This window comes from Skermanella stibiiresistens SB22, assembly GCF_000576635.1.
Taxonomy (GTDB): Bacteria; Pseudomonadota; Alphaproteobacteria; order Azospirillales; family Azospirillaceae; genus Skermanella; species Skermanella stibiiresistens.
The window spans coordinates 53,363-77,409 of record NZ_AVFL01000024.1; the positions used below are offsets into that span (position 1 = coordinate 53,363).

Below are 24,047 nucleotides of genomic sequence, written 5' to 3' on the forward strand. Positions count from 1 at the left end.
GTGTCTGATCTATCGTCCCAATCCTTCTGCGATTGGACGATCGATACCGGGGGAGACGCCTGTCATGTCCGACGAGTTCCTGGAGACGTTGCTCGACCCATCGCTCGTGCGGATGTTCGGCCGGCCGTTTGGCGGATTGACCTTGTCCCATTCCGAGCCGGCGGCGAAAAGCGGCAAGTCGGCGCTGAAGCCCTCACCCCTCGGCGAATGCCTCAAGGCGGAGAGCGATCCCCGGCTGGCCCGGATCTACGGCTTCAGCTACGAGGGCAGCTATTACAAGCTGGCGAAGCCCTATGTCTTCGTCGTCCACGGCGATGGGACCAAGGTCGCCGAGGTCGAGGACATGTCGGCCCTGGGCGTCGAGTTCCGCCGCGACGAGAAGTTCTTCGACGACGTCGTGATGTGGGCCTACGACAAGGTCGACATGTCGGTCAGGATCGACATCGTGTCAGGTCCCCTGGATGAGATCCTGCTCGACCCGGCGCTGACCAGCGCCACCAACATGACCAGCGGCGATCTCAACCCGCGCATCGACATGCAGACGCGCGCCGATCTTCAGAGCCGGATCGACATGCAGGTCAGAGCGGATACGCAGATGCGCGGGCGTTTTTCGCGCTAAGTCCCGACTTTCGCGACGCACGCGATCCCTTGACGTTCGGCGGTTCGACGGCCAGTCCCAGCAGAAGGGCGGCCAGCGAACCTTCGTCGACAGCCAGCGCCGCCTGGGCGGGCGTCATCCAGCGGCGCTCGCGCTCGTCCATCTCCGGCCATTCGTCAAGCAGCTCTTCGATCTCGAACGGATAGACCGCGACCTCGACGTTCTTCAGGCTGCCGTTCTTCAGGCGCTTCTTGTACCGGTACGATCCCATCGCCTTGGCGCCGACTTGGCCTACGACGCCAGCCTCCTCGAACGCCTCGCGTGCCGCCTGATCCGGATCGGACACGTTCTTTTCTTGCCAACCTTTCGGAACCACCCATCGTTTCGTCTCGCGTGATGTCACCATCAGCACCATGACTTGGCCTTGGCGGATCTCGAAGGGTATTACGGCAAGCTGCGATCGAGGCATTTTTAGCGGGGTCCTGAGATATATTGGGCTGTCAGGCCATTGTCATCCCAAGGGATGAACAGACCTTTATACAGTCGCGAGGTCTCCTGTGAGATATTTGCGACAAGATATCTTATTATATTGTGTTTGACCATTCATTTCACAAGACCATCTCTTGTAAATACCCCTTTCGCGCGGCTATCCATTAGCCATATGAGAGAGAGGGCTTGCCGGAGTGTGGTTTTCGCTCCTGCCCGGTGGAATTTCGCGGAACGGCGATGTCGGGCCGGTACGCGCACGCTTCTTCTTGATGGTCGTCCCGTCGCTGGACCCGCTGGCGAGGCCCCAAACCTTCGCCATTCCCTTCCCGGAGTACCCAATTTCCCGAAATATCCTCCCTGACCGCGGCGGGGATCGGCGCTAAGCTGTTCCAACGACATCCGAAAGCCGTACGAAAACGGCGGTGTCCGGAACAAGGGTTCCGGGCGAGGGATGGGGCTTCAGGGACGGGGGAGGAGACCTCATGGCGACGGGACGCGGTTTGCGCCTGGGCGAGGCGATACTGGGCGGAGGCGTTCTGGCGCTCGGCCTGTTCATCGGATACGAGACATTCCTGCTGGGCGGCGGGGCCGGCAACGCGCCGGTCGGCCCCCGGCTGTTCCCCTTCCTGATCGCGGGAGGTCTGCTGGTGATCGGCGCCGTCCTGCTGCGCGAGGCCCTCGCTGGGCATGTCGCGCATGAACGGGGGCTGGAACTCGACTGGCGCGCCGTGGCGCTGGTCTCCACCGGCCTTATCGTCGAGATGCTGCTGATGGAATACGCGGGCTGGATCGTCGCGGCGGCGCTGCTGTTCGCCTTCACCGCCCGCGCCTTCCTGAGCCGGCGCATCCTGGTCGACGCTGGCTTGGGGTTGGCGCTCGCCATCCTGGCCTTCGTCGTCTTCAACTACGGCCTGGATCTCGGGCTGCCCGGCGGCGTCATCGAGGACATGATGGCTCCGGCCGAAACGGACGCGGAATAGGCGGAACCCGATGGAAACCCTCGCGGCACTCAGCCACGGCTTCTCCGTGGCGCTGACACCCTTCAACCTGATGTGGTCCCTGCTGGGCGTCACCGTCGGCACGGCGATCGGCGTGCTTCCCGGCATCGGTCCGGCGCTGACGGTGGCCCTGCTGCTGCCCATCACCTACAACCTCGAGCCGACCTCCGCCTTCATCATGTTCGCCGGCATCTACTATGGCGCGATGTATGGCGGATCGACCACCGCCATCCTGCTGAACACGCCGGGCGAGTCGGGCAGCATCGTCACCGCGATCGACGGCCATGAGATGGCCCGCCAGGGCCGCGGCGCGCAGGCGCTGGCGACGGCGGCCATCGGCTCCTTCATCGCCGGCACCATCGGCACCATCGCGCTGACCTTCGTGGCGCCCCTGATGGTCCAGATGGCGCTGCTGTTCGGCCCGGCGGAGTATTTCTCGCTGATGGTGCTGGCGCTGGTCACCGTCACCGCCGTGCTCGGCGACAGCCTGCCGCGCGGCCTCGCCAGCCTGTTCTTCGGTCTGGCGCTGGGCTTGGTCGGCATCGACCTGCAGACGGGCCAGGCCCGCTTCACGCTCGGCATCCCCGAACTGCTCGACGGCATCGACACCGTCGTGGTCGCGGTCGGCCTATTCGCGGTCGGCGAGACGCTGTTCGTGGCGTCCCGCTTCCGGTACGAGACCGAGGAGATCTTCGCGCTCAAGGGCTCGAAGTGGATGAGCAAGGAGGACTGGAAACGGTCCTGGAAGCCGTGGCTGCGCGGTACCCTGCTGGGCTTCCCGATCGGGGCGCTTCCGGCCGGCGGCAGCGAGATCCCGACCTTCCTGTCGTATCTGACCGAGAAGCGCCTGTCCAAGCATCCGGAGGAGTTCGGCAAGGGCGCCATCGAGGCGGTCGCCGGACCGGAGGCCGCCAACAACGCGTCCGCAGCCGGCACGCTGGCGCCGCTGCTGTCGCTGGGGCTGCCGACCTCGGCGACCGCCGCGATCATGCTGGCCGCCTTCCAGCAATACGGCCTGCAGCCCGGCCCCCTGCTGTTCGACAGCAACCCGGAACTGGTCTGGGGCATGATCGCCAGCCTCTACATCGGCAACGTGCTGCTGCTGCTGCTGAACCTTCCGCTGGTCGGACTTTGGGTCAAGCTGCTGACCATCCCGCGGCCGTGGCTCTACGGCGGCATCCTGGTCTTCGCCACGCTGGGAACCTACACGCTCAACAACAACGTGGTCGATCTGGTGATCCTGTGGATCATCGGCGTGATCGGGTTCGGCATGCGGGTCCTCGACGTGCCGGTGGCGCCCTGCGTCGTCGGATTGATCCTGGGACCGCTGGCCGAACAGCAGTTCCGCCGCGCGCTGGCGATCAGCCAGGGCGACGTGTCGGTCTTCGTCACACACCCGATCTCGCTGGGGCTCCTGATCGTGGCGCTCCTGCTGGTGATGGTGCCGTTCCTGCTGCGGCGCCGGAAGAAGCCGGTCGACCCGGCGGGACAGACCTGACACTCGTCTCCGATCACCCACCTCTTGTCATATGCCGTCCCGGGAACCTAACGGCTTCCCCGGCCTTACCTCAGAAGCCCGCGGGGAGAGCCCCACCCGCGGGCTCTCCCCCAGGACAGGCCCAGGATAGGCCAGTACAAGAAGGACCAGCATGGCGATCACCCGGACCAGCGACACTTGGTGGAAGAACGCCGTCTTCTACTGCCTCGACGTCGAGACCTTCCAGGATGGCAACGGCGATGGCATCGGCGACTTCAGGGGGTTGATGGAACGGATCGACTATCTGGCCGGGCTCGGTGTCACCTGCCTGTGGCTGATGCCGTTCTATCCCACGCCCAACAGCGACGACGGCTACGACATCACCGATTACTACTCGGTCGATCCGCGCCTGGGCAGCCTGGGCGACTTCGTCGAACTGGTCAGGCTCGCCAACGACCGGGGCATGCGGGTGATCGCCGACCTGGTGGTCAACCACACCTCGCGCGATCACCCCTGGTTCCAATCGGCCCGGTCCGATCCCAAGTCTCCCTACCGCGACTGGTACGTCTGGAGCGACCAGATCCCGGAGGGTGACAAGCAGAGCGGCTTGGTGTTCCCCGACAAGGAGGACAGCAACTGGGAGTGGGACGATCAGGCCAAGCAGTATTTCCTGCACCGCTTCTACAAGTACCAGCCGGACCTGAACATCTCCAATCCCGCCGTGCGGGACGAGATCGGCAAGATCATCGGATTCTGGCTGGAACTTGGTCTGTCCGGCTTCCGGGTGGACGCCGTGCCCTTCCTGCTGGAGACCATCGGCATCAAGGCGCGGATGGATGTCCTTCCCCATGACTGGCTCCGCGAGTTGCGCTCGTTCATGGGCCGCCGCCGGGGTGACGCCATCCTGATGGGCGAGGTCAACCTGGAGCCGGAGGAGGTCCGCCGCTTCTTCGGCGACGATGGCGACGAACTGCACATGTGCATCAACTTCAACCTGAACCAATCCTTCGCGATGGCTCTGGCGCGCGGCGACGCCAGCGGGTTGATCCACGGCTTGCGGGCATTGCCGACGCTGCCGGAGGACTGCCAGTGGGGCAACTTCATCCGCAACCACGACGAATGGTCGCTCGACAAGCTGACCGAAGCCGAGCGGGCCGAGGTCTTCCGCGAGTTCGGCCCGAAGGAGGAGATGCAGCTGTTCGGCCGGGGGTTGCGACGGCGCCTGCCGACCATGTTGAACGGCGACGAGGCCCGCATCCGCATGGCCTACAGCCTGATGTTCTCGTTCCCCGGGGCTCCGGTGCTGTTCTACGGCGAGGAGATCGGCATGTCCGAGAACCTCGCGATCCCAGGCCGGCTCAGCGTCCGCTCGCCGATGCAGTGGTCCGACGAGGTCAATGGCGGCTTCTCGACCGCCGACGCCAAGCTGTTGCGCCGTCCCGTGGTGTCGGGCAAGCGCTGGGGACCCGCCTCGATCAACGCCGCGGCGCAACGGCGCGACGACGGCTCGATGCTAAACTGGATCGAGCGGCTGATCCGCCGTCGGCGCGAGACGCCCGAGATCGCCTATGGCAAGTGGAGCATCGTGCCGGTGACGGATCCCGCCGTCTTCGCGCTCCGCTACGACTGGGACGACAGGACGGTCCTGACGGTCCACAACCTCGGAGGCAAGTCATGCGGCGCCAACTTCAAGGTTGAGAATACTTTGGGATGGGACAGCTTGGTCGATCTCTTCGGGCGGGGAGACTTCACCTTGGACAAGGATGGCACCGTCAGCATCCACTTGGATCGCTATGGCTGCCGATGGTTCCGGGTGCGGCGCAAGGGTGAGACGATCCTGCTCTAAACACTGTGTCCGGAAACCTTTCACCGATCCCGAAAGTCGAATGTAATATGAAATTCGGCCTATGGTATGTCGATCATTTGCAGTTGGTTTCGAACTAAGTAAGAACAAGCTGGAAATGTAGTTGGTTTTCATACGATCTTAAATAACACGCGGACAGTATTGTCCGATCACGCGGACATCGCGATTCGCCTGCCCGCCAACCGTCCGCCCGCGACATTCGTCCGCGAAGGAGATCCGAATGCTCAACCGTCTGGCCGCCATACTTGTCGCTTGCGTCGTCATCGTCGTGGTCGGCGGCGGTCTCGCGCCGTCGCCGGGCGTGGCGCAGTCCGTCTCGCCGGTCTACCAGACGGTGACCAAGCCAACGCTGATGGCGGGCATGGCGGTGCCCAAGCCCAAGGGGCCGGTGATCCTCACGGTCACGGGCCGCACCAACCTGGGCGCGGTGCGGTTCGACACCGCCACCCTGGAGAGCCTGGGATTGATCCGGTTCACCACGGCCACCAGCTGGACGGCGGAGGCGTCGGAGTTCGAGGGCGTCCTGCTGTCCAGCCTGCTCGACGTGGTCGGCGCCGATCCCGCGGCCACGACCTTGAAGTTGACCGCCCTCAACGATTTCGAGAGCCCGGCACCGATCGCCGACGCCAAGACGTGGCCGGTCATGCTGGCCCTGAAGAAGGATGGCGAGTACATGTCGCGTCGTGACCGCGGTCCCATCTGGATGATCTATCCGCAGCACGCCTATCCCGAGTTGAATCAGCGTGAGTTCCTGTCACGCTGGGTTTGGCAGTTGAAGGCGATCACGGTGGAATGACGGGCGTTCCAACATTTCCCCGTTGCCGTGACCGGCGTTCGCCGCGACCATGCCTCGGGTGACGGCCGCCAGGATGCGTTTCATGGATCTGGGCAAGATAGTCTGGACGGTATCCTTCGTCCTCGTGCTGTTGAGCTCGCCGATGCTCGTCGTCGATCTGATCGCCATCCAGCGGTCGGTCGAGGTCGCGAGCGGTGCCGACATCTGGTACGACGGGCAGTTGTCGGTCGACCTGCTTCGCCTCCAGGTCGCCATCCGGGCCTTGGATCAAGACAGTTCGCCGGATCTGATCGACGACGTCAAGCTGCGCCTCGACAACGTTTTCAACCGGATCAACTCGCTGCCGGAGGCGGGTAGTTCCGAATGGCACACCCAGGGCATCGGCCGCGAGGCCGGGGTCGCCGAAGTGCGCGGCGCGGTGGAGAGGATCGACCACGACCTGCCCTTGCTGGACAGTGATCCCGTCGCGTTCCGGCTGGTCGCCGACCAGGATATAGAGCGGGCGATCACCGCGCACCGCCGCATGTCGTTCTCGGTGATCGATCGGCAGAACAAGCTGATCAGCACGATGCAGAACCAGGTCAACGCCTTCAAGGTCAAGCTGCTGGGCTATGGCATCGGCTTCATCTTCCTAGTGCTGGCGCTGGCTTGGCTGATGCGGCGCCACATGCATTCCGAGACGGCGCTCCGCGCCACCAACCGCCAGCTTCTCGACCTGACCCAGAACCTCGTGGTGGCGCGCGACGCCGCCGTCCGCTCCAGCGAGGCCAAGTCCAACTTCCTCGCCAACGTCAGCCACGAGCTCCGGACACCGCTCAACGCGATCCTGGGCTTTTCCGAGGCCCTGCTGAGCGGCATCTTCGGCCGCATGAGCGAGCGTCAGGCGGAATACATCTCGGACATCCACCACGCCGGAGGCAGGCTGCTGGCGCTGATCAACGACATCCTGGACCTCGCCAAGCTGGAGGCCGGCAAGATGGAGCTTCGCGAGGAGGCGCTGGATCTGGTCGGCCTCGCGGCCGAGGCGGTGCGCGACCTGCGCGAGACGGCGCGGTCCGCCGGCGTCTCGATCGAGCTTGAGCCGCCCTCCCACGATGTCGGGATCTTCGCCGACCGGATGCGGCTGCGGCAGATCCTGGACAACCTGCTGTCCAACGCGGTCAAATTCACACCCGCCGGCGGCTTGATCGGCGTGACGGTGGAGCGCGACGCCGCCAGCCGGACCGTCATCATCGTCAGCGACACCGGCATCGGCATCCCCGCCGCCGATCTGGCGCGGGTCTTCCTGCCGTTCGAACAATCCGACAGCAAGTTGGCCCGTCAGGCGCAGGGAACCGGGCTGGGCCTGCCGCTGGTCCGCCAATTGGTGGACCGGCACGGCGGCACCGTCAGGATGTCGAGCGAGCCCGGCGTCGGAACCGAGGTGGTGATCGAATTGCCGGCCGAGCGCGCCTTGGTCGGCGAGAAGGCGTCGCTATCCTCACGCTCGGTCTGAGCCGATCCGAATCGACCACTGGCCAAACAGTCGGTCAATCCGCTGAAAAAGCCGGCAGGCCCGGCAGGGACGGCCCCTGGACCTCCGCCTCCAGCAGCGCCCGCACCACCGGCGACTCGATGGTGCGGAAAGCGACGTGAAGCTCCTCGGTCAGCGACACCAATTCCAGCCCCTCGATCGCCAGGCAATGCTCCAGGCTAAACTGGCTGTGCAGCCGGATATGGCCGTTGCGGGGCCGCGCGTACCACCAGCCCAGTCCTTGGTCGCGGATGTCGTCCGGCTGGATCAGGGTGCTGAGCAGCAGGGCGCCGCGTGGGGCGAGGAGACCGGCGAGTTCGCCGAACAGGGCCCGCTGGTCAGGGACGTGCTCGATCACCTCGAAGCAGGTCACCAAATCGAAGCGCCGTTCCGGGGCGGGCCTGCCATCGCCGTGGAACGGGTCGCAGGACAGCGCTTCCCGGAACCCCCGGTCACGCAGCAGCCGCGCCAGCAGGCCGTTGCCGCCTCCCCAGTCCAGGACGGCGAGCGTCTCCCGCAGGGACCCGACGATTCCGTCGATCAGGCCGGCGTTGCGGGCGGGACGGTCATAGGTGAACGGCGGATCGGCCAGTACGTAGTCATCGTTGTAGATCCGCCGCTGGAAGTCCTCGGAAGTCCAATCGTCCAGACAAGGCGTCCAGATGTGGTCACAGATCGGGCAGGCCCAGTAACGCACCATCATGCCCGTGTCGGCGAACATCCGCCGACCTTCGAAGGCGTCGTTGCAACTCTCGCCGAACTCGATTTGACCTATTTCGTATCCGGGGTTACGGCAGCAGGGACACGGACGTGATTGCAAAACGACACCTCGGGCGGGCGATGATGATACCTATGGTCAAATCCATAGTGCCGCGTTCCTGAGTATCGGAATATGATTAATAGTTTCAATCGATCGGAAAAACCGTGTCGATCCGCCGCGTGTCGGCACCGCCGGAACACGAAAACGCCAGAGGAGCCCCCGGGCATGGGGGCTCCTCTGGCGCTCGAACCAAACTCGGCGAGACTGGGTTTTACCTGGCGCTCAAGCCGACAGCCGCATCGGGGCGACATCCTCGGCGGCGGACAGCGTCCGCAACTTGTCCTGATAGGCCACCCACAGCGGGCGGATGGCGTCCAGGCACTCGCCGACATGGGACGAATGGGTCTGCTTGAGGACCTGATCGCGCGCGGTGGCGTACTCGGCGTAGATCTGGTCGAGGGGGGACATCGGGGACGATGGCGCTGCGGATGGGAGGGTCATGGCTGGTCTGGCTCTGTGTCTGCGATATCCTTATTGTGATTAGAAAGGAATTTAGGAGCCGTTAATGGCCTCGATCGCGACAAGGATAATTAGTGGTATGACCAAGCGGGAAAGACGCGAATTCATGACAATTGATATATTCCATGCCCATGGTCAAGAAATAGGCAATGACTACCAAGGCGCCATCCGTGGTGAATTCATGCGAACTTTGGTGGCCATCAATGCCGGATGAGTCCCGACCCCTGATCCTGACGCTCAAGCTCGACCAGCCCTCGTTCGAGCGTCTCGACGCCCTGCGGCGGGAACACTTTCCGGTCGAGCGCAACTTCCTGCCGGCCCACCTGACGCTGTTCCACCACCTGCCGGGCGGCGACCCCGGCGCCATCGCCGCGACGCTGCGGGGCGAAATGGCGAATACCCCGCCGCCCAACCTGCGCGCCATCGGATGGCGCTTTCTCGGCAAAGGCGTCGCCCAAGGTTTCGACGCCCCCGCCCTGGTGGCGTTCCGCGCCCGCTTGGCCGCCCGCTGGAGCGACCACCTGACCCCCCAGGACAGGCAGCCGCCCAAGCCCCATGTCACGATCCAGAACAAGGCCGATCCCGCCGCGGCACGCGCCTTGTTCCAGCGGCTCCAGGCCATGTTCGAACCGTTCGACGCGACGGGGGAGGGGGTATTGCTGTGGCGCTACCTGGGCGGTCCCTGGGAGCCCTTGGGCGAGTTCCCCTTCGCCGTTCCCTAGCCGTCGCTCCCTTGGCCCCGAAGCGGCTTGAAGAACGCCCGGATCTCCGCCGCCAGCGCGTCGGGTTGCTCCATCGCGGCGAAGTGTCCGCCACGCTCCATGACGCTCCAGCGCTGGATATCGGTGAAAACGCGGGCCGCCATCGAGCGCGGTGGTCGCAGGATCTCGGTCGGAAACTGGCAATAGCCCGTCGGCACATCGACCGTCCCGCCATCGGGGATCGGCCAGGGCCCGTGCATTCGGGCATAATACGGCCAGAACGATGACCCGATCGCGCCGGTGAACCAGTACAGCCCGATATTGGCGAGCAGGTGGTCGCGGCTGAACACCGACAGCACGTCGCCGCCGCAGTCGGACCACGCTCGGAACTTCTCGACGATCCAGGCCGCCAGCCCCGCCGGACTGTCGGTCAGGCCAAAGGCCAGCGTCTGGGGCCGCGTGCCCTGGATCCACTGATAGCCGGTCTCCTCCTTCATGAAGACCGACAACTCGTCCAGATAGCGCCGCTCGTCGGGCGTCGGGGAGGCGACCGCCGCCAAGTCGCGTTTCAGCGGCAGGAGGTTCAGGTGGACGCCCACCACGTTCGCCGCGTTGGTGTGGCCTATCCTGGACGTGATGAACGACCCCCAGTCGCCGCCCTGCGCGGCGAACCGGTCATATCCCAGAACCTCCGTCATCAACTGGACGAAGCGTTCCGCGATCTCCTCCGCGCCAAACCGTTTCTGGCCCGGCGCGAACGACAGCCCGAAGCCCGGCAGGGACGGCGCCACCACGGTGAAGGCGTCGGCCGGATCGCCGCCGAAGGACGCCGGATCGGTCAGGCGCGGGATCAGGTCCATGAACTCGAACACCGAGCCCGGCCAGCCATGCGACAGCAGCAGCGGCAGGGCGGGCCTGCCTGGAGCACCCTTGCCGGGGACATGGAGGAAGTGCAGGTCGACGCCATCCAGGGCCACCTTGTACTGGGGGAAGGCGTTCAGCCTCGCCTCCTGCGCCCGCCAGTCGAACCCATCCCGCCAGTAATCCACGAAGTCGCGCATCCAGGCGACGTCGGTTCCGAAGGCCCAGGGCTCGCCGGGCGCCTGATCGGGAAACCGCGTCAGGCGCAGGCGGTCGCGCAGGTCCGCGATGGCCTCATCGGGCACGCGCAGGGTGAAGGGTGTCGGCGTCACTGGCATTTATCCTCCCATGAACGGATTTCCCGCGCCGTTTCGCGCGCGTTGTCGGGTGATGGTAAAGGGACATTTCAAATAACTGACAAAAAACAGACGCACACGAACGTCATACTAAAATCGTCATACGCGCGGCTGGACGGTGATGCCTATGAATTGGGCGCACCGGCCGCCGCGTCCGGATCTCATTGGAACGGATATCGCCATGCTCGCCCTCTTCCGCCGAAGCTTCGCCGTGCAGGCCCTCGCGCAGATCACCATCCTCCTGATCGCCCTCGCGGCGGTGACCATAGTGGGCCTGTCGACGATGTCGCGGAACATGGCGCGGGAGGAACTCGCCGACAGGGCCAGGCTGCTCGCGACCATCGTGTCGGGCGGCAGTGGCGAAATGATGTGGAACATGGACAATCAGGCCGCCGTGGGTTTGCTGGGGGCGCTGGCCTCGGATCGCGACTATGTCTACAGCCGGCTGACCGTGGGCAAGGGCGAGGTCTTCGCGTCGCATGGCGACACCGGCAACGCGGCCTCCGATTTGGTCGTCGAAAGCGCTCCGGTGATGTACGGCGCTGGCGACAAGCGCAAGAGCATCGGCACGCTGGAACTGGCGGTCAGCCCGAAAGGCGTCTTCGCCAAGATCGCCCACACGACCGACAGGATCGTCCTGGTCGGCGCCATCGCGCTGGTCTGCCTGTTGCTGGCCTTCACCCTGATCCTGCGGCGGATCACCCGTCCGATCGAGATCATGACCACGACCATGACGGCGCTGGCCGATGGCGATACCGCCGCCCATATTCCGGCGACCCGCCGCCTGGACGAGATCGGCCGCATGGCCAAGGCGGTCGCCACCTTCCGCGACAACGCGATCGCGAAGATCCAGCTCGAAATGGATCGCGAGCGCCTGAAGCGCGAGGCCGAGATCGAACGCCGGCAGTCGCTGCGGATGGTCGCCGCCAGCTTCGAATCGGAGGTCAGCGGCGTGCTGGGATTGCTTGGGACCACCGCGTCGGCGATGACCTCCTCGGCCAGCGTCGTCCAGGGCACGGCGGACGACAACAATAGTCTTTCCGGCGCCGCCTCGGTCGCAGCCGACCGGGTCAGCGCCAACGTCCAAACAGTCGCCGCGGCGGTCGAGCAGTTGGCGGCCTCCATCCGCGAGATCGCGTCGCGGTCGTTGAACTCCCACACCGTCTCGATCGAGGCGGCGCGGCGCGCCCAGGACGCGGTCGAGAAGGTCAAGAACCTCGTCGGCGCCGCCAGCAGGATCGGCGACGTGGTGACCCTGATCAACTCGATCGCGGCGCAGACCAACCTGCTCGCCCTCAACGCCACGATCGAGGCGGCGCGCGCCGGAGACGCCGGCAAGGGTTTCGTGGTGGTCGCGAACGAGGTCAAGCAACTGGCGGCGCAGACCGCCCGCGCCACGGGCGAGATCTCCCAACATATCGGGGCGATCCAGGCCTCGACCGGCGGGACCGCCGCCGACATCACGGAAGTCGCCAACATCATCGGCAGCGTCTCCCAGATCAGTTCGGTCATCGCCGCCGCCGTCGAGCAGCAGAACGCGGCCACCTCGGAGATCAGCCGCGCCGTGACCAGCGCAGCCCAGGGCACCCAGGAGCTTCAGGAGAATGTCCGCGACGTCGCCAGTTCGGCCGAACGGAACGGCGCCGCCGCCGTCGTCCTGATGGGCTCCATTCATAGCCTCCAGCAATCCTTCGACACGCTCCAGTCCGGCGTTCGCGGCTTCGTCTCGAAGCTGGAAGCCGCCTGACCCCAAAGCGGCTGCGGTGGCCGCCGTGGTGCCGCTCCGTCACAGTCTGCTGGCGCGGACGCTGGCGGTCATCTGCCTGCCGCTGATGGTGGCCGTGGCCATCGCCGTGTTGGCCGCCATCACCTTCACCAGCCGTGACGCCGCCAACGCCCTGGACGACCGCGCGCGCCGGATCGCGGGCATCCTGGCGGGCGCCGCCGCCGAGATCCTGTGGAACGTGGACGACATGGCGGCGCGCGCCTTGCTGCAACCGGTCGCCAACGATCCCGATTTCCTCAGCGTCGCCATCCTCGACGCCAGCGGCGCGCCCTTCGCCGCCTTGGGTGATGTCGCCGCGGCGGCGGGCAAGGACGATGTGGACGAACGGGTCACGCTGGAGCATCATCCGCCCGGCCGATCGGCGGCGCGGCCGATCGGCACGCTCGAGCTTCGTCTATCCGGCCGCCGCGCCGCCGAATTGGCCGCCGACCGCGCCCGCGCCATAGCCTTGGCCGGCGCCGTCCTGCTGACCGTGGTGGCGGCCACGCTGCTCCTCATCCTGCGCGGCGTGACCGAGCCGGTGCGGGCCATGACGCTGGCGATGTCGGAATTGGCGGCCAGCCGGACATCGATCGAGATTCCAGCCCGGGGTCGCCGCGACGAGATCGGGCACATGGCCGCGGCCCTGGCGACCCTCCGTGAGCACGAGGACGAGCGCCTCCGCTTCATCGGCAGGCAGTCGCACCTGATGGAGGAGATCGAGCGGACGGTGGAGGAGCGCACCGCCGAACTCCAAGCGGCGCTGGACACCCTGCGGCTCGCCCAGGGCGAGCTGGTCCGGACCGAGAAGATGGCGGCCTTGGGTGGCATGGTGGCGGCCATGGCCCACGAGATCAACACGCCGCTCGGCAACAGCCTGACCGTCGCCACCACGCTGGCCGACGAGATCGAGCGGTTCCAGGCGATGGTGGCCGGCAAGGAACTGCGCCGCTCGGCGCTGCGCGAGGCGTCGGAGAGCTTCGCCACGGGCGGGCGGCTGCTGGTCGCCAACCTGACGCGGGCCGCCGAATTGATCGGCAGCTTCAAGCGGGTCGCGGTAGATCAGACCAGCGAGTTGCGGCGCGGGTTCGATCTGGCCGGCGTCTGCGGCGAGATCGTCACGACACTGTGGCCCAGTCACAAGAATTCCGGCGTCCGGATCGACTTGGCGGTGCCGCCCGACATCGTCATGGACAGCTACCCGGGGGCCCTTGGCCAAGTGCTCGGCAACCTGGTCGTCAACGCGTTCATCCACGCCTTCGACGGCGTTCCGCCCGGCACCATCCGGATCGTGGCCACCCCGGCGGACGGCGGTGATGTCGTGATGATCGAGGTCATCGACGATGGCCGCGGCATCCCCGCCGCTGACCTGCCGAGGATCTTCGATCCCTTCTTCACCACCAAACTGGGCTTCGGCGGCAGCGGGCTCGGCTTGCACATCACCTACGCGCTGGTCAGCCGCGTGCTGGGTGGCAGGATCACCGTCGCCAGCCGCCCCGGGGAGGGTACCCGCTTCACCATGACGCTCAACCGCGTGGCGCCACGCGGTTGAGCGTCATGGTGAAGGTGCAGGGAAAGGCGCCGTCACGCCGCCGCGGTCCTGTTACACAGCCAAGTCTCCAGCTCCGCCGGTGGCAGCGGCTTGGAATGGAGGAAGCCCTGCACCTCGTCGCACTCAAGCTCGCGCAGCACCGCTTCCTCCTCCAGGGTCTCGACGCCTTCGGCCAGCACGTCCAGCCCTAATTCGTGGCCCATCTTGACGATCATCGACGCGATCGACCGGCTGTCCGTGGCGTGATCCATGCCGCGCACGAAGGCGCGGTCGATCTTCAAGAGCGAGGCCGGAAGCTGCCGCAGCCGCGCCAGCGACGAATAGCCGGTCCCGAAATCGTCGATGGCGATGCGGAAGCCCATGGCGCGCAGCGTCTCGGCCGTGGACAGCACCTTGGAATCCTCCATCGCGTGGCTCTCGGTGATCTCCAGCTCGATTTCCGCGGGGTGGGCCCCCGTCTCGCGCAGCGCGCGCTCGGCCACCGCCGGAAAGTCGCCGTCACGGATCTGCCGGACCGAGACGTTGACCGCCATCCGCAGGGGGGCGACACCACCTCGGCGCCAAGCCACCTGACGCTGGCAAGCCTCGCGCAGCACCCATTCGCCCAGCGAGACGATCTGCCCGGCGTCCTCCGCCGCGGGGATGAAGGCGTCCGGCCTGATCCACGACCCATCCGGACAGCGCCAGCGCAGCAGCGCTTCAACCCCGACGACGGCGTCGTCGCGCAAGCGGATCTGGGGCTGATAGACCAGCGAGAACTGGCCACGCGCCTGCGCCTCGGCGATTCGCCCGATCAGCGCCAGTCGCGAGTGCAATTCCTCCTCCATCTCCGGCTCGAACCGCAGCACCCGGCCGCGCCCCGACTTCTTGGCGAGCTTCATCGCCATGCCGGCATGGCGCATCAGGCGCGGCACGTCGGCGTCGCCGGCACCCGCGACCGCGTAGCCTCCCGACATCCTCGCCATCAGCGGAGCGCCGCCCAGTTCGAGCGCCACTTCGAAGCCGCCATTGATCAGGGCGATCGCCGCCGCCTCGTCCCCGGCATGATGGAGCGGGGTGAGGACGCCGAACATGTCGCCGGACAGACGGCCGACCGCGCCATCCGCCGCGAAATAGTCGGTCAGCCGCGCCGCGATCAGGCGCAGCATCTGGTCGCCCGCCTCCTGGCCCAGCCCGTCGCTGACCGCCTGGAAATGATCCAGGTCCAGCGTGAAGAGCGCCAGCTTCTCGTCGCCCTCCAGGCGGGCCAGCCGCGCCTCCGTCCGCTCCCGCAGCAGCGCGCGGTTGGGCAACCGGGTCAGCGGATCGTAATAAGCGAGGCTTCGGACCCGGTCGAGCAGCGCCGCGTTGTCGTAACCCAGCGCCACGTTGGATGAGAACACCTCGAGCAGCGTCCGGTCGAGCGGTTCGATGCCGCGGCTGTTCGCCAGATAGACCGCCAAGTCGTCGCCCGAGGGACCAGCGATGTGCAGGCCGGTGGCGCGATCGTCATAGATGGTGATCCGCTGTTCCAGCACGCGCAGCAGCAGCGTCCTGACATCCTCCTCCGTGATGTGGTCCAGCGCCTGTCCCGATAGGTGGCGGAACGATCCGGACGCCGCCAGCACCACCGGTCCCTGGGAGCGATCGCCACCATCGCGCGCCAGGACGATGCCGCCGGTGTCCATGTCGAGCAAGGCGCCGAGTTGGATCAGGATGCCTTCGCAGAAGGCCGGCAGGGAGTTGCGGCGGAACAGTTCCGCCGACGCCTTGATGATCTGTTCCAATCCGCGCCGGTGGGTTTCCAGGGCGAGCAGATGGCCATGGGTGCGCAATGCCGAGTAGAGCGACGCCAGCAGCCGGGTCCGCGTCAGCTCCGACTTGGTCCTGTAATCGTTGATGTCGTAATCGCGGATGACCGCCAGTTCCGGCGCGTAGCCCGGCTGTCCCGTCCGCAGGATGATCCGCACGGCGGAAAGCGCCAGATCCTCGCGCACGGTCCTGACCATCCGCAGCCCGGCGTCGTCCGTCTCCATCACCACGTCGAGCAGGATGACGGCGATGCCGGGATGCGTGCGCAACGCCTCGACCGCCTCGGCCGAGGAGCGCGCGTGGATCAGCGACAGCCGCCGTCCCAGCAGGTCGACGCCCCGCAGCGAATAGGCGGTGCTGTGGTGGACCTCGTCGTCGTCGTCGACGACCAGCACCTCCCATTGGCGGTCACCCGCGGCTGCGGATGTGGCGGGCGACACCACCCCGTCATCCTCGATGATGCCGACTTCCTCATCCTCGATGATATCGACGCGGTCGTCGTCGGGTTCCAATGGCGTCGTCATGATGATCCGTGACCTGAATTCGTTTGAACCCGCGCGGACACGGTTTCTACATCATGGGAGCTACCTCTTTAGGTATGTTGCGTGACGTTTTTCTGACGGTTGTCAGGCTTTGGCATCCTCCGACCCGCGGCCGATCTAGCCCAGGAAGTCCCAGTGGAACGAGTCCGCCGACGGTACCCCCAGCGCTTGGAAGCCGAAGCTGACCGTTTGGTCCACCGGGATCTTGTCGTTCCAAGCCAGATTGCGGATGACATAGCTGTCGCCGGTGTGGCTGACGATCTCCGCGTTCCAGATGTTCGTGATGGAATGCGGCGTGTCCAACTCCAGCGTCCAGTCGTCCACCGCGACATCGCCCGTGTTCCTGACCGCCACGTTGGCGACGAAGCCGGTGTTCCACCTGTCGGCGATCGTGACGGTAGGCGTCACCTCCTCGCCACCGCCCGATGAGGGTGGCGTCACAGGGGGGGTGACGGGCGGGGTGACCGGCGGCGTCACCGTCCCGCCATCGTCGTTCCGAATCACGACCGAGGCCTGGGCATCCGCCACCACCGCGTTCTTCGGATTGGACAAGGCGATGAGAAAAGTCTCGTCCGGCTCGACCTTGGCGTCGCCGACCACCGCCACCTTGATCGTCTTGGCCGTCTCGCCCGGAGCGAAGGTCAGCGTGCCGGACGTGCTGGTGAAGTCCTCCGCCGTGGCGCTGTCGGTCAGCGTCCGATAATCGATCGTGACGGCCTCCGCCCAAGCCTCCGACAGCGTCACCGTGGTCGTGGCGTAGGTGACGCCGTTCTCGGTCACCGTCCCGCCACCGCCACCGCCACCGCCACCGCCGCCATCCGCCCCCAGGTCGAACATCAGCGGCCGCAACTCGTCGACCTTGTTCTGGTTGACCGAGGTCCAATCGTCCTTGAGGATGCCGCCGGTATCGCCGGAATTCGGGTTCCACGACCACCAGGTCCAGCTCATGCCCTCCTTGTTGGCGGGGATATCGCGCGAGCCGTTGGCGTCGAGGTCGCCGGACAGATAGGCCTGGATCTTGTCCAGCCACGCCACGTCCTTGGGGTCGGTCAGCTTGCTGCCGAACTCGCCCAGATAGACCGGAGCCTCGCCGGTCTCGTAGATGTGCCCCCACATCTGCTCGAACTTGTCCGGTAGGTTGTTGGGAAAGTTGGGATCGTTGAACCAGGGCTGCCCATAGATCGAGTTGGGATAGTCGTGCGGCGAATAGACCAGCTTGTTGTCGGAGTTGAGGTCGATCGGCCGGTCCTTGACCCCCATCAGGTTGCCGCCCCACCAGTAATAGTTCCCCTGGTACGACTCGACCCCTTCGACGAAGACCAGCCAGCCGCCATTGACCGTGTGGATCGCGTTGCCGGCCCGTTCCGCCGCCGCGGCCCAGTCGGTGGCCCCGCCGCCGCCCCAGGTCGCCGGACCATGCGGCTCGTTGTGCAGGTCAGCCCCGATCACCGTCGAGTTGCCGGCGTAGTGCTGCGCCAGCATCTTCCAGTCGTTGATCCAGCGCTGCTCGGTATAGGTGCCGTCGTACCACAAGCCGTTCTCGGAAGCCCCGGCGCCCGCGTTGTTGCGGTGATGGTCTAGGATGATCCTCAAGCCGATCTGTCCGGCGTAATCGACGATCTTGTCCATGATGCCGAGCCCGTTGAGCCCGGCCAGATCCGCGTTCTTCGAATAGTCGATGCCGTTCGGCGTGCTGCCCGAATTGAACAGCTGGCCGGAGAAGGGCAGGCGGATGGTATTGAATCCCAGATCGACCATCTGGTCCATCATGTCCTTGTAGTTCCGCGTGTGCAGCCCATCGGGAGCGTAGCGCCCGGACTCCATGCCGAACCAGTTGACGCCCGCGATCTTGACCGGTGCCCCGGCGCTGTCGACGATCTGGTTGCCGCTGGTGCTGAAGAACCCTGCGTGCGCGCCCGCTCCACCGCCAGATCCCCCGCCGCCGCCTGTGGTGACCGGGTTGCCCTCGACCACCGAGGTGTCGGTGATGGTTAGGCGGGGCAGCGCCCGGGCGTCGTCATTGTTGAGGGTGCCGACGCCCTGGCCATCGGCGATGGTCGCCTTGGTCGGGCTGGTCAGGTTGACCAGGACCGTCTCGTTGCCCTCCACCACCGTGTCGCCATGGACGGTGACCTTGATCGTCTTGGACGTCTCGCCCGGCGCGAAGCTCAGCGTGCCCGACCTCGCCTGATAGTCGGCTCCGGAACCGGCCGCCCCGGCGGTGGCGGTGCCATTGGCCGTGGCGTAGTTGACCGTCACCGTCTCCGTCGAAGCCTTGTCCAGGCTGATGGTGAAACTCATGTCCTTGGTCCCGGAATTCCCCTCCGCCAGCGCCACGTCGTTGACGCTGAACTTGGGAAGAGTGGCGGGAGGGGGAGTGTCGACCCCGCTCGCCTGACCGTTGACCGTGAACTTTGTCGGCTCGACCACGGCGCCGGTATTGGCCGCCTGGAACCCGAAATTGACGCTGCCGCCCGCCGGCAGCGTCGCGTTCCAGGACAGGTTGCGGAAGACGTAATGGTTGCCGACATGGCTGACCAGTTGGGCGTTCCAAGTGTTGGAAATCTGGAACGCCGCGTCGAACTCCACCGTCCAGCCGTTCGCCGCCGAGGTGTTGGTGTTCCTCAGCGAGACGGAGCCGGTGAACCCGGTGTTCCAACTACTCGCCACATCGAAATCGACCACATACGCCATATCAAGCATCCCCGCCCAAGACTGATCCACGTTCTTTCGAGGGCCGAGTTTGGGAATGCTCTTTCGATAGAGTTGTAACAATTATCGGCTACCGCCGCCGCGCCATCCCTCCAAGGACTCCAGTCGCTCGCTGGCGAGCACCCACGGGGACAGCCCGAACCCGATCAGCGGCAGGGCGCAGATCAGGATCGTCTCGAACTTGATATCCATCACGCCGAGATGCGCGACGCTCGACCACAGCGAGATTTGAAGCAGCTGACAGACGCCATGGACATCGGTGTCGGCCCAGGCTCACCCCGCCGCTAGCCCGCAGCCGCCATCAGCTTGACCCGCAATTCCTTGACGCGGTCATAGCCCTCGACGATATCGCATAGCCGCAGGCGGTCCATGATGATCTGGTTGATCTCGGAGCGCGGCAACCCTTGGCGCACGGCGGCGCCGATCTGCTCGATCGCCTCCGTCTCCATCGACCGGATGATCGTGTCGAACTTTCCTTTGGTCTGGTGGTCGATCTTCAGCGAGCGCGACAGGTCGCGGAACTGCCTGATCGCCGACGCGCGGTCCTCGGCCTCGGCCGCCTGGGTGTCGCTGATGGCGCCGGGGTTCGCCGCCATCGCCGCCCGCGACGCGGCGGAACCGCTGGCGGTGCGGTCGAGATTGCCCATCACGAAGTCGCCAATCGCCTTGCGCGTCCTGTCCAACGTCTTGTTGTCGATGTTGACCGTCCCCCACTGGCGCTTGCGGCCCAGCGAGTCGAGGCTGCTGACCAGACGGCCCGCGACCTTGGCCGCGACTTGGAGATCGGTTTCGGGGATGTCGATCAGGCGTTCGGCGTCGTCGCCCAGCCGCTCGATCACCGACTGGGTGAGGTCGCCCACCAGCGTGTCGCGCTGCCGTTGCGTCGCCTGGAGCTTGACCCGCTCCAGCATCTCCAGGATCCTCGCGGGTTCGGCCGACAGGCTCAGCAGGATGCGGGTGAACAGCGAGACGTCCTCGGGAGACGGCAGGCTGACGAAAGCCTCCTCGATCATCGCGACGTGATGGGCTTGGAGGTCATCGAAAGGCTTGGGCGGCAGGTCGGCCTTCAACCGCTCCAACTCGGCGCCAAAGCGCAGGAAACCCGCCAGATCGGCGATCTGGACCAGCACGTCGTCGTCGCGGCCGATCCGCTCGATCCGCAGTCGGCCGTCGACCTCCGCCCGCTTGGCGAACTCCCCCAGGATCTCCGCCGCGGCCGGCCATAGCCGCTCGCCCAGTGCCAGGGAGAAGGCCCGGTCCTTGGTCGTCTTGCACATCAGTTCGGCGCGGATCGCGGCGGTCTTGGCGGCTCCCAGGCCGGCCTCCACGAGGTCGACCACCGGGCGGATGATGGCCCGGCTGAACCTCCGGCTGCCGCGCCGATAGCGGAGCGGCATGTCCAGCAGATCCTCGACCGGGGAGAACAGCATCCGCGCCATCGACAGCGGCCGCGGCGGGCGTAGCACAAATAGCCGGTGCCGGACCTTGGCGATGGCGTCGTCCAGATGCGTCCGCTCCGGCAGGGTATCCACCATCCTGACGATCTGGATCAGTTTCTCGTCGGACGCCTGGGCGATCGCCAAGCCCAGCTGCTGCAGCTCCGACCAGTTCAGCGTCATGCCATGGCTCCCTTGAGAAGCTCGTTCCTGACAACCAGCTCCTGCAAGTTCCTGCCGGTGCGCCAGTCCTGGTTCAGCCGTACCCACTTCCGCTGGATCGTCCGCGCCTCCTGGTCCAGGCCGCTGGCGGTCCATTCCGAGATCTCCTTCGGCATCACCGGAATGTGCCGGGCGAGGTCCAGGATCGTGTCGCGCTGCCGCTCGTGCGGCTCATGCTCCACTGAATTCCACAATGATACGATGTACGACCAGCCGTCCAGCAGCCACGCCAGCCGCGACATCTGGCCGCTGACGATTTTCGAGTCGCGATCCCAGTTGCGCATGATGCTCAGGACGTTCCGCACCAGGATATCCGTCTCGGCCAGCGTAAGGCGCGCCATGGTGGTGGTGTGGTGGGCGACCTGCGCCGCGAATCGGCCGACCTCGCCCGCTCCCGAGACGTCCCGGCTCTGCCATTGCGTAACGGAGGCCTGGAAGGCGTCGAGATCCGCCAACAGGCGCCGAAGCCGTCCGGGGGAGGGCGCCCAAGGCAGTCCGACCGAGAAGGTGGAGCGCGTCAGCCGCTCGATCCGCTGGTACAGAACTTCCGGCGAAACGGCCAATGAGCCGGCGACCTGATGGATCGCCCGCTTCATGCGCGCCTCGGTGTCCTCGCCGGCTTGTCCCCTCATCAGCTCCTGCGCCGAAATGCCTGTCAACTTCAGCAGGTCCACGACCAGCAGGAAGTTGGTCAGGAGCGACTCCTCCTTCTCCTCGGCCAGCAGGGTGGTGGCGCGGCGCATGGCGTCGCGGCCGGCCAGACCCTCCGCCGCGACGTTCAGCGTGGCCGTCCTGACGGTGGCGGGATCGATCCGCTCCACCCGCATCACGGCCTCGTAGAGCGCGTGGTCGTGCATGGTGATGGTCGCGTACTGGACCAGCGAGCGCCACGCGAGGATATAGGATCCGCGACCGCCCGCCAGATTGGGCAGGATCAGTTCGACCGAATCGCCGCTGGCCTGCCTGATCCTGGCCTGGACCAGCAGCGGTGTCGTGAAGTCCACCGCCACGCCTCGTTGGGCGAATGTCGACGGAGCGAACTCCGCCGGCTTTTCCATGATCTGTCCCAGACTATCGGACGAACTCATTCAGAGCCTCTCCAGGCGCGTGCCGCTCATGGAGGGTTAATTATCATGTCGAGGTTAAGACAATATATCTGACCCATCGGTCGTTCTGATCAATCCGTTGATTTTCATGGCCCGGCGGCGTGACCAGCGTATCCTGGGGCGGTTGATGACGGTGCTGTTTGAATAACTTGGATAGGGCGATCATGGCCGAACCCGATGACACGCGCCTCCTTGCCGCCCGGCACCATGAGGAACTTGGCGACGCCTTCTTCGATGTCGTCGAACCGGCGCGCTTCCCGCAACACATCCTCCGCTGGCGGAACGACGCCTGGGCCGACCGCGTCGGCTTGGGCGCCTTAAGCGACGAGGACTGGATCGCCCATTTTGGCCGGTTCGAACCACTGCCGGGCAGCCTGGAACGACCACTGGCGCTTCGTTACCATGGCCACCAGTTCCGCAACTACAATCCCGACCTTGGCGATGGCCGAGGCTTCCTGTTCGCCCAGTTGCGCGATCCCGTCGATGGACGGCTGCTCGACCTCGCCACCAAGGGCAGCGGCGAGACGCCGTGGTCGCGGGGAGCGGATGGCAGGTTGACCTTGAAGGGCGGCGTCCGCGAGGTGCTGGCGACGGGCCTGCTGGAGGCGCGTGGCGTCGACACCTCGAAGAGCTTCAGCCTGATCGAGACCGGCGAGAACCTGTACCGGGGTGACGAGCCGTCGCCGACCCGCTCGTCGGTGCTGGTCCGTCTCAGCCATTCCCACATCCGGATCGGCACCTTCCAGCGGCTGGCCTATTTGGGCGACCAAGCCAACCTGCGGCGGCTGGTAGATCATTGCATCCGCCATTACATGCCGGACGCCTGGGCGGAGGACGAGAGCGCCAGAACGCTGGCGTTCTTCGAGCGCGCCTGCGCCAATGTCGCCCGCATGGGCGGCCAGTGGACGGCGGCCGGCTTCGTCCATGGCGTGATCAACACCGACAACGTCACGATCACCGGCGAGAGCTTCGACTACGGTCCCTACCGCTTCCTGCCGGTCTACGATCCGAAGTTCGTCGCGGCCTATTTCGACCCGGTTGGGCTCTACGCCTTCGGGCGGCAGCCCAACGCGCTGCGCTGGAACCTGACGCGGCTTGCGGAATGCCTGCTGCCGCTGACCTCGCCGGGACGCCTGGAAGGAGTCGTCAAGGGGTTCGACCTCCTGTTCGCCGAGGCTCTGACCAAGGCGACACTGGACCGCCTCGCCCTGGATCCATTGGCGCTGGAACCCGGCGACCCTGGCGCCGACCTGGATTTCGCCAGCGCCATCTATGGCTTCATGGCGGCCAGCGGCGTGCCGTTCGAACGCTTCTTCTTCGACTGGCGCGGCGGCCCGGCGAGCGAGCGGCGCGCGGCCGATAGTCCGGTGGCCGACCTGTACGCGGGAGCGGAATTCGCGCCCGTGCGCGCCGGATTGCTGGCGCGGACTCCAACGCCGTCGGCCAATCCGTCCCATCCCTATTTCCAGGGAGAGCCCTGCACCCTGCTGATCGACGAGATCGAGGCTCTGTGGGCACCGATCGCGGAAGCCGACGACTGGTCCGCTTGGCACGCCAAGCTGAGGGAGATCGCGGTGGCGGGCGAGGCTATGGGAACCGCTATCGCCGGGTACAGGCGACCTTCCCGATAGCGGTGTAGCGGCACACCATGCCGGTGCTGAAGCGGAACTGCTCGGTTCCCTCGCGCCGGACGGCGGCGCCGTTGGAGAACTGGACCCAGCCCAGAGAGTCCATGTGGGCCTGGATGCCATTGGAGAACAACAGTTCGCCCTTGGGCGACTTCGCCACCTTGACGCCGTCCGACATCAGGATGTCGTGCTCGCCCTCCCGAAAGGCGGCGATCCCGTGCGAGCAACGGACGCCGCCGATCGAGACCTCGCAGGTGAAGGGCTGCTGGTTCGGCCCCAGCGTCACCATCGCGAAGACAGCGACCTCCAGCACATTCATGATCACAGTGGGCATCCCGCGCGTCGTGACAGCGGGTCCGGT

Annotated in this window: 21 protein-coding genes; 11 read left to right on the plus strand and 10 right to left on the minus strand. The window is 65.9% G+C overall.

Features of this window, described 5'->3' with window-relative positions:
* Nucleotides 1-64: 64 nt before the first annotated feature.
* A complete protein-coding gene (locus N825_RS25865; RefSeq protein ID WP_037458453.1) occupies nucleotides 65-619 on the plus strand; it encodes a hypothetical protein in 555 nt (184 codons plus the stop codon).
* Here N825_RS25865 and N825_RS25870 read toward each other — a convergent pair.
* On the minus strand, nucleotides 579-1,067 hold the full coding sequence (locus tag N825_RS25870) for an NUDIX hydrolase (RefSeq protein WP_084165069.1): 489 nt from the start codon (nucleotides 1,065-1,067) through the stop codon (nucleotides 579-581). The two genes, N825_RS25865 and N825_RS25870, sit on opposite strands and share 41 nt — an antisense overlap.
* Nucleotides 1,068-1,569: 502 nt before the next feature.
* On the opposite strand from N825_RS25870, the gene N825_RS25875 reads away from it, so the two are divergent.
* The 5 genes from N825_RS25875 (at nucleotide 1,570) to N825_RS36935 (ending at nucleotide 7,717) form a co-directional block, all read left to right on the plus strand.
* On the plus strand, nucleotides 1,570-2,067 hold the full coding sequence (locus N825_RS25875; protein ID WP_037458454.1) for a tripartite tricarboxylate transporter TctB family protein: 498 nt from the start codon (nucleotides 1,570-1,572) through the stop codon (nucleotides 2,065-2,067).
* Between the two features lie 10 nt (nucleotides 2,068-2,077).
* Entirely contained in the window at nucleotides 2,078-3,583 is a 1,506-nt protein-coding gene (locus tag N825_RS25880) for a tripartite tricarboxylate transporter permease (protein ID WP_037458455.1), read from the plus strand.
* 151 nt (nucleotides 3,584-3,734) lie between these two features.
* Nucleotides 3,735-5,408 carry an alpha-amylase family protein gene (locus tag N825_RS25885; protein WP_037458456.1) on the plus strand — a complete coding sequence of 558 codons (1,674 nt, stop codon included), beginning with the start codon at nucleotides 3,735-3,737 and terminating at the stop codon, nucleotides 5,406-5,408.
* A gap of 238 nt (nucleotides 5,409-5,646) precedes the next feature.
* Complete coding sequence (locus tag N825_RS25890; RefSeq protein ID WP_051513107.1) at nucleotides 5,647-6,222, plus strand: putative pterin-binding protein; 576 nt, start codon at nucleotides 5,647-5,649, stop codon at nucleotides 6,220-6,222.
* 82 nt (nucleotides 6,223-6,304) lie between these two features.
* Nucleotides 6,305-7,717: a sensor histidine kinase gene (locus N825_RS36935; RefSeq protein ID WP_198038903.1), complete on the plus strand. Its 1,413-nt coding sequence runs from the start codon at nucleotides 6,305-6,307 to the stop codon at nucleotides 7,715-7,717.
* 34 nt (nucleotides 7,718-7,751) lie between these two features.
* Here the strand turns inward: N825_RS36935 and N825_RS25900 are convergent, their stop codons facing one another.
* A complete protein-coding gene (locus tag N825_RS25900; RefSeq protein WP_051513111.1) occupies nucleotides 7,752-8,456 on the minus strand; it encodes a class I SAM-dependent methyltransferase in 705 nt (234 codons plus the stop codon).
* 321 nt (nucleotides 8,457-8,777) lie between these two features.
* Nucleotides 8,778-8,996: a hypothetical protein gene (locus N825_RS25905; protein WP_157619542.1), complete on the minus strand. Its 219-nt coding sequence runs from the start codon at nucleotides 8,994-8,996 to the stop codon at nucleotides 8,778-8,780.
* Between the two features lie 64 nt (nucleotides 8,997-9,060).
* Here N825_RS25905 and N825_RS39160 point away from each other — a divergent pair, with 64 nt between their 5' ends.
* Nucleotides 9,061-9,228 carry a hypothetical protein gene (locus tag N825_RS39160; RefSeq protein ID WP_157619543.1) on the plus strand — a complete coding sequence of 56 codons (168 nt, stop codon included), beginning with the start codon at nucleotides 9,061-9,063 and terminating at the stop codon, nucleotides 9,226-9,228.
* Nucleotides 9,218-9,736 carry a 2'-5' RNA ligase family protein gene (locus tag N825_RS25910; RefSeq protein WP_037458458.1) on the plus strand — a complete coding sequence of 173 codons (519 nt, stop codon included), beginning with the start codon at nucleotides 9,218-9,220 and terminating at the stop codon, nucleotides 9,734-9,736. The genes N825_RS39160 and N825_RS25910 overlap by 11 nt, the downstream gene beginning before the upstream one ends.
* Here the strand turns inward: N825_RS25910 and N825_RS25915 are convergent.
* Nucleotides 9,733-10,908 (minus strand): epoxide hydrolase family protein, encoded by a 1,176-nt coding sequence (locus N825_RS25915; protein WP_037458555.1) that lies wholly within the window; start codon nucleotides 10,906-10,908, stop codon nucleotides 9,733-9,735. The genes N825_RS25910 and N825_RS25915 overlap by 4 nt on opposite strands.
* Before the next feature lie 205 nt (nucleotides 10,909-11,113).
* Between N825_RS25915 and N825_RS25920 the strand changes: the two genes are divergently transcribed.
* Together N825_RS25920 and N825_RS41040 are read left to right on the plus strand one after the other, a co-directional pair.
* Nucleotides 11,114-12,679 (plus strand): methyl-accepting chemotaxis protein, encoded by a 1,566-nt coding sequence (locus N825_RS25920; RefSeq protein WP_037458557.1) that lies wholly within the window; start codon nucleotides 11,114-11,116, stop codon nucleotides 12,677-12,679.
* Between the two features lie 25 nt (nucleotides 12,680-12,704).
* Nucleotides 12,705-14,249, plus strand: coding sequence for a sensor histidine kinase (locus tag N825_RS41040; RefSeq protein ID WP_157619544.1), 1,545 nt, complete (start codon nucleotides 12,705-12,707; stop codon nucleotides 14,247-14,249).
* Between the two features lie 32 nt (nucleotides 14,250-14,281).
* On the opposite strand, the gene N825_RS25930 is transcribed toward N825_RS41040, so the two are convergent.
* The 5 genes from N825_RS25930 to N825_RS25945 form a co-directional block, all read right to left on the minus strand.
* Complete coding sequence (locus N825_RS25930) at nucleotides 14,282-16,564, minus strand: putative bifunctional diguanylate cyclase/phosphodiesterase (RefSeq protein WP_037458460.1); 2,283 nt, start codon at nucleotides 16,562-16,564, stop codon at nucleotides 14,282-14,284.
* Between the two features lie 135 nt (nucleotides 16,565-16,699).
* Nucleotides 16,700-19,276 carry a cellulase family glycosylhydrolase gene (locus N825_RS25935; protein WP_051513118.1) on the minus strand — a complete coding sequence of 859 codons (2,577 nt, stop codon included), beginning with the start codon at nucleotides 19,274-19,276 and terminating at the stop codon, nucleotides 16,700-16,702.
* 81 nt (nucleotides 19,277-19,357) lie between these two features.
* Entirely contained in the window at nucleotides 19,358-19,486 is a 129-nt protein-coding gene (locus N825_RS40835; protein WP_281174381.1) for a hypothetical protein, read from the minus strand.
* 92 nt (nucleotides 19,487-19,578) lie between these two features.
* The gene (locus tag N825_RS25940) at nucleotides 19,579-20,913 is read right to left on the minus strand and encodes a hypothetical protein (protein WP_037458461.1); all 1,335 of its coding nucleotides are present in this window, start codon (nucleotides 20,911-20,913) and stop codon (nucleotides 19,579-19,581) included.
* The gene (locus N825_RS25945; RefSeq protein WP_157619545.1) at nucleotides 20,910-22,040 is read right to left on the minus strand and encodes a hypothetical protein; all 1,131 of its coding nucleotides are present in this window, start codon (nucleotides 22,038-22,040) and stop codon (nucleotides 20,910-20,912) included. Before N825_RS25945 ends, N825_RS25940 begins: the two co-directional genes overlap by 4 nt.
* 182 nt (nucleotides 22,041-22,222) lie before the next feature.
* Here N825_RS25945 and N825_RS25950 point away from each other — a divergent pair, with 182 nt between their 5' ends.
* Nucleotides 22,223-23,689 (plus strand): protein adenylyltransferase SelO family protein, encoded by a 1,467-nt coding sequence (locus N825_RS25950; RefSeq protein WP_037458463.1) that lies wholly within the window; start codon nucleotides 22,223-22,225, stop codon nucleotides 23,687-23,689.
* Here the strand turns inward: N825_RS25950 and N825_RS25955 are convergent.
* Nucleotides 23,658-24,020 (minus strand): hypothetical protein, encoded by a 363-nt coding sequence (locus N825_RS25955; RefSeq protein ID WP_037458464.1) that lies wholly within the window; start codon nucleotides 24,018-24,020, stop codon nucleotides 23,658-23,660. The genes N825_RS25950 and N825_RS25955 overlap by 32 nt on opposite strands.
* Between the last annotated feature and the right edge of the window lie 27 nt (nucleotides 24,021-24,047).

Bases quoted from the DNA above. Each gene is read 5' to 3' on its own strand.
- N825_RS25945 (WP_157619545.1), bottom strand. From the start codon at position 22,040: ATGAGTTCGTCCGATAGTCTGGGACAGATCATGGAAAAGCCGGCGGAG.
- N825_RS25870 (WP_084165069.1), bottom strand. From the start codon at position 1,067: ATGCCTCGATCGCAGCTTGCCGTAATACCCTTCGAGATCCGCCAAGGC.
- N825_RS25890 (WP_051513107.1), top strand. From the start codon at position 5,647: ATGCTCAACCGTCTGGCCGCCATACTTGTCGCTTGCGTCGTCATCGTC.
- N825_RS25920 (WP_037458557.1), top strand. From the start codon at position 11,114: ATGCTCGCCCTCTTCCGCCGAAGCTTCGCCGTGCAGGCCCTCGCGCAG.
- N825_RS36935 (WP_198038903.1), top strand. From the start codon at position 6,305: ATGGATCTGGGCAAGATAGTCTGGACGGTATCCTTCGTCCTCGTGCTG.
- N825_RS25955 (WP_037458464.1), bottom strand. From the start codon at position 24,020: ATGCCCACTGTGATCATGAATGTGCTGGAGGTCGCTGTCTTCGCGATG.
- N825_RS25950 (WP_037458463.1), top strand. From the start codon at position 22,223: ATGGCCGAACCCGATGACACGCGCCTCCTTGCCGCCCGGCACCATGAG.
- N825_RS25905 (WP_157619542.1), bottom strand. From the start codon at position 8,996: ATGACCCTCCCATCCGCAGCGCCATCGTCCCCGATGTCCCCCCTCGAC.
- N825_RS39160 (WP_157619543.1), top strand. From the start codon at position 9,061: ATGGCCTCGATCGCGACAAGGATAATTAGTGGTATGACCAAGCGGGAA.
- N825_RS25875 (WP_037458454.1), top strand. From the start codon at position 1,570: ATGGCGACGGGACGCGGTTTGCGCCTGGGCGAGGCGATACTGGGCGGA.
- N825_RS25910 (WP_037458458.1), top strand. From the start codon at position 9,218: ATGCCGGATGAGTCCCGACCCCTGATCCTGACGCTCAAGCTCGACCAG.
- N825_RS25865 (WP_037458453.1), top strand. From the start codon at position 65: ATGTCCGACGAGTTCCTGGAGACGTTGCTCGACCCATCGCTCGTGCGG.
- N825_RS25880 (WP_037458455.1), top strand. From the start codon at position 2,078: ATGGAAACCCTCGCGGCACTCAGCCACGGCTTCTCCGTGGCGCTGACA.
- N825_RS40835 (WP_281174381.1), bottom strand. From the start codon at position 19,486: ATGGATATCAAGTTCGAGACGATCCTGATCTGCGCCCTGCCGCTGATC.
- N825_RS25900 (WP_051513111.1), bottom strand. From the start codon at position 8,456: ATGTTCGCCGACACGGGCATGATGGTGCGTTACTGGGCCTGCCCGATC.
- N825_RS25940 (WP_037458461.1), bottom strand. From the start codon at position 20,913: ATGACGCTGAACTGGTCGGAGCTGCAGCAGCTGGGCTTGGCGATCGCC.
- N825_RS25930 (WP_037458460.1), bottom strand. From the start codon at position 16,564: ATGACGACGCCATTGGAACCCGACGACGACCGCGTCGATATCATCGAG.
- N825_RS25885 (WP_037458456.1), top strand. From the start codon at position 3,735: ATGGCGATCACCCGGACCAGCGACACTTGGTGGAAGAACGCCGTCTTC.
- N825_RS25935 (WP_051513118.1), bottom strand. From the start codon at position 19,276: ATGGCGTATGTGGTCGATTTCGATGTGGCGAGTAGTTGGAACACCGGG.